Origin of the sequence: Pedobacter soli, assembly GCF_900101435.1 — a bacterium.
GTDB classification, from domain to species: Bacteria; Bacteroidota; Bacteroidia; order Sphingobacteriales; family Sphingobacteriaceae; genus Pedobacter; species Pedobacter soli.
The window spans coordinates 117741-131223 of the sequence record NZ_FMZH01000010.1; the positions used below are offsets into that span (position 1 = coordinate 117741).

The following is a 13483-nucleotide window of genomic DNA, read 5'->3' on the forward strand; positions in this document are numbered from 1 at the left end:
AGGCTTTTAACCCCAATAAATCAATATGAAAAAATATTTTTTGAAATATCTGCTGATTGCTTGTTACCTGCCTGTATCGATTTCGCTATTTGCACAACAAAGCGAGAATGCAAAACCTCCCAAATTAGAAAGTGATGGATATAAACTGGTTTGGAAAGAGGAATTTAATTACAGCGGAGCACCCGATAGAACCAAATGGAAATATGAAAATGGCTTTGAACGAAATGAAGAATTTCAATGGTATCAGCAAGATAATGCCTGGTGCGAAAACGGAAGGCTAATTTTAGAGGCGAGGAGGGAAAGCAAAACGAATCCGAATTTTGTTGAGGGAAGTGACGATTGGAAAAGAAACAGAAAGCAGGCAGATTACACTTCTTCGAGTATCAAAACACAAGGTTTGCACAGCTGGCTTTATGGCCGTTTCGTAATGCGTGGCAAAATTGATACCCGCGATGGAATATGGCCGGCATGGTGGACTTTAGGTATAAAAGGCACCTGGCCAGCTACTGGTGAAATTGATATTATGGAATACTACCGCAAAAAACTTTTAGCCAATATTGCTTACATGGGCGCGGATAAAAAAGACGCCTGGTTTAGCGTCGAAAAAAATATCGATTCATTGGGTAGCCAGGCCTGGGCCAATAAATTTCATATTTGGCGTATGGATTGGGATGAAAAAAGTATTGCGCTTTATGTAGATGATCAATTGCTGAATAAGCTCGAGATGGATAAATTAATTAATCAGGATGGAACAGGCAATAACCCATTTAAACAACCTCATTACATGCTTCTTGATTTGGCTATTGGCGGAAAACAAGGTGGCGATCCATCGAAAACTAGCTTTCCTGCCCGATTTGAGATAGATTATCTGAGGGTTTATCAAAAATAAAAATGTTAAGCAAAAATGATGAGCAACTCCATATTAAATTTCCAAAAACTAATTGTCGTTCTGCTAACGGTATTTATTGCTTTTGGTGCTAGTGCGCAAACAATTTTAATCCCAGTTGAAAGCAAAAATAATGCAATAGTCTTAAGAACTGATAAGGGCGGTGTGCCAAAGATTGTATATTTCGGGAAGAAACTCAGCAACAAAGAAGAGTACAATAAAATTGCAGGTCTATATCAGCAAGGCGATGATTATTCAGGAATTTTGAATGCTGCTTACACCGCCTCAGGGTCTCAAAATCTGGTCGAGCCTGCCATGGCTGTTGTTCATGCCGACGGAAATACCTCGCTTGATTTGCACTATGTTAGTCATGAAGCTAAGATGCTGGAAAACAACGTTTTTTTAACTACTGTACTGTTAAAGGATCCGGTTTATCCATTTGAGGTAACGCTGAACTATAAAGTTTATGCGAACGAAGATGTAGTGGAGCAATGGACAAATATAAAGCATAACGAAAAAAAAGCCGTTAGGTTGGATAAATACGCTTCGGCAAATCTTTATCTCAAAGCAAATGGTTTTTGGCTAAAGCAATATCATGGCGATTGGGCCAGGGAAATGCAGCCAGAAGAATCTAAACTTACGCATGGATATAGGGTATTAGATAGCAAACTGGGTACAAGGGCGCATCTCTATCAACCACCAACTTTCATGATTTCGTTAAATGCACCTGCAGAAGAAGATCATGGCGAGGTGCTTTACGGTAGCATGGAATGGTCGGGGAATTTCAGGATCGATTTAGAACTAGATCCTTTGAATAATCTACGTATTATCGCAGGGGTAAATAATCATGCTTCAGCCTACGAGCTAAAACCAAATACTAATTTTACCACGCCTGCATTTCTCTTTACTTTTTCCAGTTTAGGTAAAGGCGATGCCAGCAGAAAGCTCCAAAATTGGGCCAGAAATTACCGCATTTTAGAGGGTAATGGTTCTCGTTTAACCTTGTTAAATAATTGGGAAGCTACTTTTTTTAATTTCGACAAGCAAAAACTGGCGCGGCTACTAAGTGATACAAAAAAATTAGGTGTAGATCTTTTTTTACTTGATGATGGTTGGTTTGGCAAAAAATATCCCCGGAACAGCGATAACGCTGCCTTAGGCGATTGGCAGGAAAACAAGAAAAAGCTTCCTAACGGGATAAGTTCATTAGTGAAAGAGGCCGATGCCAGGGGCGTAAAATTTGGTATCTGGCTGGAGCCTGAAATGGTTAGTCCTAAGAGTGAACTTTATGAAAAACATCCCGACTGGATAATCAAGCAGCCCAAGCGGCCTGAAAAATTGTATCGAAACCAATTGGTTTTAGATTTGAGCAATCCTAAAGTACAAGATTTTGTTTACAAAATTGTTGATGGTCTTTTAACTAAAAATCCAAAGCTGGCATACATTAAATGGGATTGTAATGCGGTAATCTACAATGCTTACTCAAGCCATTTAAGCAATCAAACGCATCTCTATTTGGAATATGTTAAAGGTTTATATCAGGTTTTGGAAAAAATCAGGGCAAAATATCCACAGGTTCCCATGATGTTGTGTTCAGGTGGCGGCGGTAGGGTAGATTATGCTGCTTTAAAATATTTTACAGAATTCTGGCCGAGCGATAACACCGATCCATTGGAAAGAATTTTTATCCAGTGGGAATATTCTTATTTCTTTCCCTCAATTGCAACTTCCAATCATGTTACCGATTGGGGCAGGCAAAACCTGAAATTTAAAACTGATGTTGCGATGATGGGCAAACTGGGTTTCGATATCGATATGGCTAAGCTTGATGAGAAAGAACTTAAATTTTGCCAGCAAACAGTAACAGCTTACAACGAAATAAAAGACATTGTCTGGCATGGCGATCAATACCGCCTGTCCGATCCATGGCAACGTGATGTGGCTTCAATCATGTACATTAGCGCCGATAAATCCAGTGGCGTGGTGTTTAACTATCTTGTAAATAACCGTTATGAGAAAGGCTCGAAAGAGCCTATTAAATTAAAAGGTTTAGATGCCAAAAAGCAATATAAACTTTCCGAAATTAACCTTTACCCAGATACCAAAAGCAATATTAATGCTGAAACCGTTTACTCGGGTGAGTTTTTGATGACGATTGGTTTTAATCCCAAAGTAAACTCAAACCGCAAAAGTGTTGTTCTAAAAATTGAAGAAGTAAAATAATAAAATGATGATTACACAAATGAATTATTTCAAAATAAAGCTGATGTTTTTCTCGATAGCCATGTTATGTAGTACTTGGTTTACTGGCTTTGCCAACGTTGCAGATAGCAGAGATTCATCCTTTAAAACCGAAGACATTGCTAAGATAATGAAGCGCGTGGCCGATTGGCAATTTAATACCTGGCATACCAAAGGTTTTAATCATCGCAAGGCAGATTGGACCAATGGCGCTTGTTACACCGGGATTTTCGCTTTAGGAAATATGAAAGGCAATGAAAAATACCTCAAAGCCTTGGTTGATATCGGAAATGATGTAGGGTGGAATACCGGACACATTCGTTTTTATGCTGATGATTATTGTGTAGGACAAACGTATGCACAGCTATACAGCAAATACAGAGAGCAGAAAATGATTACACCTTTCACACTTTTAGCCGATAGTATTGTCGCAGCTCCCCATGATGAGCCATTAAACTGGCGAAACAATATTCAGAAACGGGAGTGGGCATGGTGCGATGCGCTTTTTATGGCACCACCATCTTTGGCGTATTTGAGTACAGCAACGGGTAATCAAAAATACCTGGATATGGCCAGTAAACTTTGGTGGAAAACCACCGATTTCTTGTACGATCCGGCTGAGCGTTTATATTTCAGAGATGAAAGTTATTTCAATAAAAAAGAGAAGAATGGAGCTAAAGTATTTTGGTCGCGAGGCAATGGATGGGTACTCGGAGGCCTGGTACGGGTATTAGAAAATATGCCTGAAAACCATCACGATCGGGAAAGATTTATAAAACTATATAAAGATATGCTGGCCAGAATTGTTAGATTACAGCAGCCTGATGGCAGTTGGCATGCCTCTTTGTTAGATCCGGCTAGCTTTCCAGTTAAAGAAATGAGCGGAACGGGATTCTTCTGTTATGCAATGGCCTGGGGATTAAATAAGGGATTATTAGATGAAAAAACTTACTTGCCCGTTGTTAAAAAATCGTGGGTGGCATTAACTTCTGCAGTTCATCCGGACGGTAAGTTAGGCTATGTTCAGCCAATTGGTGCCAGCCCAGATAAAGTAGATGCAAATAGTACAGAGGTGTATGGAGTGGGTGCATTCTTACTTTCCGGAGTAGAAATCTACAAATACATGAAAGCCCATCCAAAAGCGAGGTAGAAATAAAAATACATTTAAATGAAATCAAATTTTTTAAAATTTAAAGGCAGCAGTATACTGTTTTTTTTGCTGGTTTTTAGCTTTAATGCTTTCAGCCAAACCGGCAATAACACCTTACGCTTGTTTGTAATCGGAAATAGTTTTTCGCAAAATGCAACAACTTTTCTTCCTCAAATAGCCAAAGAAAAAGGTAAAACATTAATTATTGGCAGGGCAGAGCTTGGTGGACATTCTTTGGAGCAGCATTGGAGCTATGTAGAAAAATTTGAAAAGGATTCAACCGATACAAAAGGAAAGCCGTATGGCGGCAAATCGTTAAAAATGCTATTGTCAAAAGGTATCTGGGATGTAGTTACCATTCAGCAATATTCATACCTTTCCGGCGATTCATCAAGCTATAACCCATATGCACAAAAACTTGTTGACTATATTAAGAAACTTCAGCCTAATGCTGAAATTGTAATTCATCAAACCTGGGCTTATCGCACTGATGCAAAGAAGTTTGGGAGAATAGACAAAACTCAATCAGCTAAAAATCAAAAGGAAATGTGGCAAAGATCGCAGGCGGCCTATCATAAATTAGCAAAACAATTTAATGCCAGAATTTTGCCTGTTGGCGATGCGTTTGAGGAAGTAGCCACCAGTAAAAAGTATGGGTATAAAAAAGATGCAGATTTCGATTTCGAACATCTGTTAGCACCAAATCTTCCAGATCAAACCAATTCTATTAATGTAGGCTATTTCTGGAATAAACAGGAGTTAGCTTTCGATCCCAATCATGCCAACGATGCCGGAAAATATTTGGGCGGACTAATTTGGTACGGTTTACTTTTTAAAGAACCAGTTAAGCAAATAGCGTTTAAACCAGAGACTGTTTCAGGTGATTTTAAAAATTATATGATTAAAGTTGCCGCTCACCTCGTAAAGATTAATACAAAATAATTTCTGGCAATATTCTTCTAATTCAACATATTTTACATTCAATCTTGAAATGATATAACAATCAAAGCACTATCGTTATCAACTTTTATACTCGCATAGTTTTTGGTTAAGTACAATAGTAAATTAACCCGATTGGTATCAGCAGGTTTTTTATGGAATTTCTGCGAAAAAATTCTTATGACTTCTATCTAATTTCGCTTCCGCTGAAGTTTGAACCGTACTGAACAGCCGTATAGAAAAAAGCATTTGGTTCTTTATCCGTCTAAATTACCAACTATACTGCATATTTCACTAAAACTGTACAGTCCGTTTCGGGCCAAACTGTATACGAATCTGGCCGCCGGGAGTCGCCTAAATTGTCCCTTTCCCTCTGAACAAAAACAGGCCTCGACCACAAATTTTCTTCCACCAGGAAGCATTCCCAATCATCCGGTCAGATGGTGATAGCTCATGCTTTTCTACAGATCGGCAAAGCATAATCTAAAGAGCAAAGCTAAATATCGCCCCCGCCAAAAAAAAGAAGCCCCGAAACGCTCAAATCCCATCCGACGGATCCAAGATCACATCAAGTAGCATTTAAACTGATGAGCCCTTTATCTGGCCTGAACTTAAAAAATTAAAAGGAATTGCTGAGCGAAGAAATATTGATCCAAAGATCAGCGCCTACACTTTTGCCGAAATACCCAGTCTGTTAAAAAGCTAAGATTATATTGTTAAACTTAGAAGCAAGTTAATCCAAAAATTAAACATTCTGCTATTTATCTACATCTGAAATATTTTTAGCCAAATCTGCGATTAAACGTAAATCAGATAGGAAGTGGTGTGTCAAACACCCAGCTAGGCCCACTGACAAAAAATCGCCCTTCAGGATAACCTGAAGGGCTTTTTTGTGCCTTTTAAGACCGTTTTTTTAGGTTTTACAATCAATTTGTGTTCATTTTCACAGTTCATTTCAACAGCAACTTTTAATTAATTTAGAACAAAATGTTCAATGATTTTGGCAGAAACGATTTGGTACTTAAGAAATATTTAAAGAAAACCGAAACAAAAATTAATCCCTAACCAATATTTATGTTTAGCGCGTGTCGTTCTGAAGGAGATTGCGAATCTCGCGCGTGAAAACGTATGTTTTAAGTTTCTAGTATGATTGAAGAGACAACAGGTGCGATTAAGTTATTCGCTGCGGCGCTTGTAAACCTTAAACTTATCGAGGCTTGCGGCCGTTGTTATAGTGAGTCCGCAAGGATGGAATAAAAGGAGTCGCCGAAAACCTCAAACAGAGTAGGCATTATTAAAATTAGAAACGTTATGAAACTTCAAGAGTTAAATTTAAACGAAATGAAAGAAATCAACGGTGGTGGTTTATTAGGTGGTAATGATTCGTCAAATTCGGGCGGTCTTTTGGGATCGATCGGCATTGGTAACTTGTTATCATTTTCAAACGAAACGCACGACGGTGATGAATCGAGTAAAACCTCGTTCTCTTTGGGGAATAACATCGGTGGAAGCTTGGAAGGATTATTCAAAAGCTTAACCAGCTAATTTGACGTAAAAACTCAATTTTATAAAAAGGACTTCTTCGGAAGTCCTTTTTTATGCGCTCGTTTTTAGCCACTTGTGCGCATTAACACCTCGTAGCGGTTAATTGTTTTAATTTATCGACAACCACTATGGTTAATGTACGCTGAGTCGTTGTTGAAAACAGGCTTTTAGGCACATCCGTATTTGTAAAAGATGCGTTTGTTATAATAAGGGGAAGCCGAAAACCTTTAAGAGTAGGCAAAATTAAATCTATTTATTATGAAAATGCAGGAATTGAATTTAACAGAAATGAAAGAGATTAATGGTGGCGGCCTGTTTGGAAACAATGATTCTTCAAATTCAGGCGGTTTATTGGGATCGATCGGTATCGGCAATTTATTGTCATTCCAGACCGAAAGCAGGGATGGTGATGAATCAAGTGCCAGCTCCTTTTCTATCGGGAACAACATCGGTGGTAGTTTAAAAGGCCTGTTCGAATCATTAAGCAGATAATTACCAGTTCATACTAGATTTAGGGGGGTAAATTTTTTATCCTCCTTTTTCTTTTTTAATAAATATGACCTTATGGAAAACCTAACAGAAAAAGAATTAACCCAGATTAGTGGTGGCGCTTTACAAAGCGGGAATGCGGCGGGTTTTGGCATTTTGCTCAGTGCAGGTGCCGATAGTTTGTTGAGTATCACTTTTAAGAATGCTTATGGGGACCATCAGAGCAGTACAACGCTTTCCATTGGAAAGGATATCGATCTGGGGCTGGGATGGTTTGGCTAAAACAATAAAATGACAATCCTGTTAAGATAGGGCTTGCCGGCTGTCACCGGTTTCAAGGCGATAGCTATGGATTGGCAATTGAAATTAATTTATGGACAGCGATAAATACATATTCCCGAAAGAGGTTATTGAAAATACGGCCGAATACCATTTTCATACCCATAATTCCTACACCAAGGTGATCTATCAGGTGATGCTCGCCGTTTTGATCGCAGCTTTTCTGGCCATGTTCCTGATCCGGGTAGATGTGAATGTAAAAAGTACAGGGCTGTTTAGGCCCGCTGCTGAGCGCAATGAGATCAAGCCTCTGGTAGCTGGTAGGATCGATTCGCTTTTTATCGAGGAAAATATGCATGTCAGGGCAGGGCAGGTGCTGCTGACCATTAAAAAAGAGAATATCGAAAGTCAGGGCGAACTTAATGAGTTCCAGCAGCAAGATGTCGAAGATCAGCTGTATGACCTGGGCTTGCTAATTAATGCTTACCGCAGAAATGACTGGTCTAAGAAACTGCCGCTTAAATCAGGGGTTTACGGTCAGCAGTACAGCCTTTTTATGCAGCGGGTTACCGAGGCAAAAGCCCGTTATCAACTGGCCTATAAAAATTATGACCGCTATGCTTATCTCTACAAAAGAAAGGCCGTTTCTGCGCTGGAATACGATGAGGTAAAACTTAAAAAAGACAATGTGTTTAATGAACTCTCGCTGATCGGGGAAGAGCAGGGAAGTAAATGGCAAACCGAACTCAATCAGTTAAATATCCAGAGGCAGCAGCTTGGGAGTAAGGACAGACAGTATCGGGAAGAAAAGGAATTTTATACGATCAAGGCGCCGCTTACCGGTACCGTGCAGCAACTAAAAGGCATCCAGCCGGGCAGTTCGATTTCAGCTAATGAGATTCTGGGCGAGATATCACCTGACTCAGGCCTGATTGCCGAAACTTACGTTCAGCCCAAAGATATCGGACTTTTGCATGTGGGCACAAAGGCACGTTTCCAGATCGATGCCTATAATTATAACGAGTGGGGGTTGGCAACGGGCAGGGTAATTTCCATCTCCAGCGACGTTTTTATGCAAAACGGCGCACAGCCGTTTTTTAAGGTGAGGTGCTTGTTAGATAAAAACAGTTTAAAGCTGCGTAACGGCTATCTGGGAAGGATCAAAAAAGGGATGACACTCCAGGCGCGTTTTTTTGTAACCAGAAGGACCCTTTTCCAATTATTATATGATAAGGCGGATGATTGGCTGAACCCGAATGTCATCCCGGAAAGTAAAACAAAACAGCAGGCAGGTCTATGAAAAGCATCAAACAGTTTTTTAAGGGCTTTTGGTCCGGTAAAAAGACAAGGAAAACCATTATCAAGCAGCATGATGTAACCGATTGCGGTGCGGCATGTCTGGCATCTATCGCCATCCATTACGGACTGGATATGCCCATTGCGCGTATTCGCCAATATGCTTCCACCGATAAGAAAGGAACCAATGTACTGGGGCTGATAGAAGCCTCGGCCAGGCTCGGTTTTTCGGCAAAGGGTGTCAAAGCAGCTTATGATAATCTTTTTACCATTCCGCTGCCGGTTATTGCACATGTGAACCACAACAACATTGCCCATTATATCGTGCTGTACCACATTACCGAATCCTATGTAGAGGTGATGGATCCGGCTTACGGCGAAATGCAAAGGCTGACACCGGATGAGTTCAGGGGAAAATGGACCGGTGTGCTGATTATGCTTTTACCTGGAGACGATTTTACTGCAGGAACCGAGCGGATTTCGCTGGAAAAAAGGTTTCTGTATCTTTTAATGCCGCATAAATCGGTACTGTTACAGGTACTGATAGGAGCAGTATTTTATACCATACTGGGGCTTTCTACCTCAATATTCCTGCAGAAGATCGTAGACAATGTGCTCCCGGAGGGAAATATGAACCTGCTCAACCTGATGGGTACGGTCATGATCATCATCATTCTGGTACAGATCTTTATCAATTATGCAAAAACGCTACTAACCATCAAGACCGGGCAGCAGATTGATGCCAGGCTCATTTTAGGTTACTATAAGCATCTTTTAAGATTACCGCAGGCATTTTTTGATACCATGCGGGTGGGTGAAATCATTTCCAGGATGAACGATGCGGTAAAGATCAGGGCGTTTATCAATGATGTACTGGTTGGCTTTGCCGTCAATGTTTTTATCCTGATCTTTTCCTTTGCCCTAATGTTCACCTATTACTGGAAACTGGCGCTGATTATGCTCACCGTCGTTCCTTTGTATGCACTCATTTATTATATATCCAACCGGCTGAATAAGGCTACCCAGCGACAGTTGATGGAAAAAAGCGCTGAGCTGGAAAACCAGCTGGTAGAATCGGTAAATGCGGTGAGTACCATCAAGCGGTTCGGACTGGAGAATTTTTCCAATCTGAAGACCGAGATCAGGTTTATTAACCTGCTAAAAACCGTATATACCTCAGGTACCAATTCGCTTCTGGTAGGGAATGCCAGTGGTTTTATCTCCAGTATTTTTGCGGTAATCCTCCTTTGGGCGGGCGCGGGTTTTGTACTGCAGAATATGATCACCCCGGGAGAGCTGTTATCGTTTTATGCCATTATCGGCTATTTTACTGGGCCGGTGATCAGCCTGATCGGTATGAACAAAGTATTTCAGGATGCACGTATCGCTGCCGACAGGCTTTTTGAGATCATGGACCTGGAACGTGAAAAAATAGAAAACAAGACTGATCTTACCCCGGATATGATTGGCGATATCGTATTCAGGAATGTACATTTCAGGTACGGAACGCGGGTAACGGTATTTGATGGTTTTGATCTGCAAGTACCCAGGGGAAAAATCACGGCTGTTGTGGGCGAAAGCGGCTCGGGAAAAACTACACTGCTTTCCTTGTTGCAGAATATCTATCCTTTGCAGTCGGGTAATATCATGATCGGGGAATTTGACATCAATTACCTTACCAATGAATCGCTGCGCAAACTGGTTGCCGTCGTGCCACAGGATGTACATCTTTTTGCCGGGAACGTAATCGAGAATATTGCTGTCGGGGACATGGAACCAGACATGAAAAAGATCATCCGTATCTGCGCCCAACTGCACATCATGGATTTTATAGAGCGCCTGCCCAATGGTTTTGATACCTATCTTGGTGAAAATGCAACCAATTTATCGGGTGGACAGCGCCAGCGGTTGGCTATTGCCAGGGCACTTTACCGTGACCCGGAGATACTGATACTCGATGAGGCTACTTCTTCACTCGATTCTTCATCCGAGGAGCATATCCATCACGCTATTTCCCTACTTAGGGAACAGGGGAAAACGATTATATTGATTGCACACCGGTTGAGTACAGTGGTCAATGCCGATAAGATTGTGGTACTAAAAGAAGGCAAACGCATTGAGGAGGGAAGCCACGAGGAACTATTGGGCTTAGGTGGAATGTATTCTGGAATGTGGAGCAAGCAGTTTCCCCAAATGCCTCAGAGCTGATCAGGAGGGTTAAGTTCAGTTATTTTGATTGAAAAGAGTGCAGCCTGGTTAGTGCGTGGACTGCGCTTTTCTGTTTTAGAAATTCAGCTGCTAAAGCCTGGTAGATTACTGTAGTGCTGGCCAGATTGCATATTTCAATGAAACTGTACAGTCCGTTTCGGACCAAGCTGTACGCAAATTCGACTGCCAGGGCGGCTGCCTAAATTGTCCCTTTCCCTCTGAACAAAAACAGGCCTCGATCTCAAATTTTCTTCCACGAGGAAACACTCCCAATCATCCGGTCAGATGACGATAGCACACGCTTTCCTAAAGATCGGAAAAGCATAATTTAAAGAGCAAAGCTAAATATCCCTCCAAAAGAAGCCCTCAAATCCCATCCGACGGATCCAAGATCATATCAAGTAACATTTAAACTGCTGAGCCCTTTATCTGGCCTGAACTTAAAGAATTAAAAGGAATTGCTGAGCGAAGAAATATTGATCCAAAAATCAGCGCCTACACTTTTGCCGAAATATCCAATATCATAACAAAATAAAAATTTGCATTTAATTGACATATCAATTATTATTGTGTCAATAAAATATGGAAAAGTTAGAGGACATCATTTTTTATACACTTGAACGTGCAATAAAAAGTTACAGGCAATACGCCCAGCACAACATAACAGCAGCCGGCATCGATATCACAATTGACCAATGGTTGCTGCTGAAGGCCATACAGGAAAATCCCGGAACTCCACAAAACGAACTGGCCAAAACTGTTTTTAAAGATATGGCTTCTATAACCCGCATGATTGAACTGATGGTTACTAAGGGATTTCTGATCCGCAATATCAACAGTAATGACAGGCGTAGGTCTTTACTGGATTTAACAGAAACAGGGCTACTTATTTTAGAAGTTATTCAGCCGGTAATTGAGACTAACCGAAATACCGCACTTGATACTTTGAGCAAAGATGAATTGGTACTATTGGATGATTTACTCAGCCGGATCACAAGGAACACTTCATTCAAAGCTGAGCGCTCCGGCAACTAAGATAAAATCAATCCATACCTGCTAAAAAAAAACTATGAAAAGGAATTTAGTAATACTTTCGATGCTCTTGTTTGTGTGCATGGGGGCCTTAGCTCAGCAGTCAACACAGCTTTCCAAAGAGCAGATCCATCAGACTATTAAACAATTGGGGGCCGCTCTGGTGACGAATTACGTTTTTCCGGAAAAAGCAGAATATGCTTCGGTGTTTTTACATTCCAAAATTGATAGTGGTTCGTATGACAACATACTTGATCCGAATTTGCTTGCAAGTACACTTTTCAAGCAATTGCAGTCCGTACTCAACAATAAACATTTTCGTATTGTTTACAATCCTTCACTTGAGAAAGAAATATTGAGTTACAATAGCAGGCCAACACAGCTGGTTACTGATCTGCAAAGTGAAAAGAAGAAGAACTTTTACTTCAAAAAGATTGAAATGCTACCAGGTAACGTTGGTTACCTGGAGTTCAACGGATTTGCGTTACCCAATAAAGATTTTAGCAAAACGCTTGGTTCGGTAATGGGCTATCTTGTCAATTGCGAGGCCCTGATAATTGACCTGCGTTCGAACCGCGGTGGCAATGGAAAAGCTTCAGGAGAGATACTTTCTTATTTTTTTCAGCAAAAGACAAACATTGGCCGGTCCTATAGCAGGATCGGTAACAAATGGACTAACAGCTATGTTAAGGGATATAAATCCAATCGTAACCCCATACATCTTAATATGCCCGTGTATTTGCTGACCGGGAGAAATACTTACTCCGCTGGTGAAGGATTTGCATATGTATTACAACAGCAAAGGGGAGCAACGGTAGTGGGAAGCCCAACCAGTGGAGGAGCACATCTAACCCGTAGCTTTAGTTTAGGTAATGGCTTTGTAGGATTTATACCTTATCAGCGAACAGAAAATGCGAAAACTGGAACTGACTGGGAAGGGACAGGAGTGATTCCTGATGTTAGCACAATGGAGAATCCTTTGACCACCGCCCACAATTTAATATTGTCGGATAAAATTGCTAAAACCACCGGGAAAGAAAAAGATGTTTTGGTGTGGATAATCAATTACAACAAATCGATGCTTTCTTCTGTCAGGATCACTGAAACTAATTTAGACTCTTTTACAGGTAGGTTTGCAGAATTTGAGATTACCGGCAAAGGTGGACAACTTTTCTTCAGGGATGTAAATCAGAAGAATATCGCTCCAGCTGTTATGGTACCGATTGAAAAGGATTTTTATCAGGTCGGGAAAGATTACCAGGTACGATTTGAATCGCTCGGGAACGGGCAGTACCGGAACATCAGGATATTTTGGAGCGATGGCTATTCGGAAAAAATCGAGCGGCAGCAAACTCCGGAATAAAAAGCAAAGGCTGTTTAGCAGGCAACTGACCCCGCTTGAAAAGGAAAGCGATGCG

The 13483-nt window shown here is 40.8% G+C and carries 11 protein-coding genes; all 11 read left to right on the top strand.

All coding sequences use genetic code 11. The features are described 5' to 3' along the window. Positions 1-25: 25 nt before the first annotated feature. The gene (locus BLR37_RS19550) at positions 26-889 is read left to right on the top strand and encodes a glycoside hydrolase family 16 protein (protein ID WP_090771549.1); all 864 of its coding nucleotides are present in this window, start codon (positions 26-28) and stop codon (positions 887-889) included. 162 nt (positions 890-1051) lie between these two features. Next, positions 1052-3109 carry an alpha-galactosidase gene (locus BLR37_RS19555; protein ID WP_244154707.1) on the top strand — a complete coding sequence of 686 codons (2058 nt, stop codon included), beginning with the start codon at positions 1052-1054 and terminating at the stop codon, positions 3107-3109. A 4-nt stretch (positions 3110-3113) separates the two neighbouring features. Next, positions 3114-4277 carry a glycoside hydrolase family 88/105 protein gene (locus BLR37_RS19560; protein ID WP_208599694.1) on the top strand — a complete coding sequence of 388 codons (1164 nt, stop codon included), beginning with the start codon at positions 3114-3116 and terminating at the stop codon, positions 4275-4277. A gap of 18 nt (positions 4278-4295) precedes the next feature. Beyond that, a complete protein-coding gene (locus tag BLR37_RS19565) occupies positions 4296-5219 on the top strand; it encodes a DUF4886 domain-containing protein (protein ID WP_090771553.1) in 924 nt (307 codons plus the stop codon). A 1308-nt stretch (positions 5220-6527) separates the two neighbouring features. Continuing rightward, on the top strand, positions 6528-6761 hold the full coding sequence (locus BLR37_RS19570; protein WP_039478364.1) for a hypothetical protein: 234 nt from the start codon (positions 6528-6530) through the stop codon (positions 6759-6761). 258 nt (positions 6762-7019) lie between these two features. Next, positions 7020-7253: a hypothetical protein gene (locus tag BLR37_RS19575; RefSeq protein WP_090771555.1), complete on the top strand. Its 234-nt coding sequence runs from the start codon at positions 7020-7022 to the stop codon at positions 7251-7253. Positions 7254-7325: 72 nt separating this feature from the next. Further along, positions 7326-7532: a bacteriocin gene (locus BLR37_RS19580; protein ID WP_090771557.1), complete on the top strand. Its 207-nt coding sequence runs from the start codon at positions 7326-7328 to the stop codon at positions 7530-7532. Positions 7533-7623: 91 nt separating this feature from the next. Beyond that, positions 7624-8829 carry an HlyD family secretion protein gene (locus BLR37_RS19585; RefSeq protein WP_090771559.1) on the top strand — a complete coding sequence of 402 codons (1206 nt, stop codon included), beginning with the start codon at positions 7624-7626 and terminating at the stop codon, positions 8827-8829. Continuing rightward, the gene (locus BLR37_RS19590) at positions 8826-11033 is read left to right on the top strand and encodes a peptidase domain-containing ABC transporter (protein WP_090771561.1); all 2208 of its coding nucleotides are present in this window, start codon (positions 8826-8828) and stop codon (positions 11031-11033) included. The genes BLR37_RS19585 and BLR37_RS19590 overlap by 4 nt, the downstream gene beginning before the upstream one ends. A gap of 582 nt (positions 11034-11615) precedes the next feature. Continuing rightward, positions 11616-12068 carry a MarR family winged helix-turn-helix transcriptional regulator gene (locus tag BLR37_RS19595; RefSeq protein WP_090771562.1) on the top strand — a complete coding sequence of 151 codons (453 nt, stop codon included), beginning with the start codon at positions 11616-11618 and terminating at the stop codon, positions 12066-12068. Between the two features lie 34 nt (positions 12069-12102). Continuing rightward, positions 12103-13428, top strand: a complete 1326-nt coding sequence (locus BLR37_RS19600; RefSeq protein WP_090771564.1) for a S41 family peptidase — start codon at positions 12103-12105, stop codon at positions 13426-13428. The last annotated feature ends 55 nt before the right edge of the window (positions 13429-13483 follow it).

Coding starts and splice junctions, on each gene's coding strand:
- BLR37_RS19570 (WP_039478364.1), top strand. CDS start 6,528: ATGAAACTTCAAGAGTTAAATTTAAACGAAATGAAAGAAATCAACGGT.
- BLR37_RS19590 (WP_090771561.1), top strand. CDS start 8,826: ATGAAAAGCATCAAACAGTTTTTTAAGGGCTTTTGGTCCGGTAAAAAG.
- BLR37_RS19585 (WP_090771559.1), top strand. CDS start 7,624: ATGGACAGCGATAAATACATATTCCCGAAAGAGGTTATTGAAAATACG.
- BLR37_RS19565 (WP_090771553.1), top strand. CDS start 4,296: ATGAAATCAAATTTTTTAAAATTTAAAGGCAGCAGTATACTGTTTTTT.
- BLR37_RS19595 (WP_090771562.1), top strand. CDS start 11,616: ATGGAAAAGTTAGAGGACATCATTTTTTATACACTTGAACGTGCAATA.
- BLR37_RS19575 (WP_090771555.1), top strand. CDS start 7,020: ATGAAAATGCAGGAATTGAATTTAACAGAAATGAAAGAGATTAATGGT.
- BLR37_RS19580 (WP_090771557.1), top strand. CDS start 7,326: ATGGAAAACCTAACAGAAAAAGAATTAACCCAGATTAGTGGTGGCGCT.
- BLR37_RS19550 (WP_090771549.1), top strand. CDS start 26: ATGAAAAAATATTTTTTGAAATATCTGCTGATTGCTTGTTACCTGCCT.
- BLR37_RS19560 (WP_208599694.1), top strand. CDS start 3,114: ATGATGATTACACAAATGAATTATTTCAAAATAAAGCTGATGTTTTTC.
- BLR37_RS19600 (WP_090771564.1), top strand. CDS start 12,103: ATGAAAAGGAATTTAGTAATACTTTCGATGCTCTTGTTTGTGTGCATG.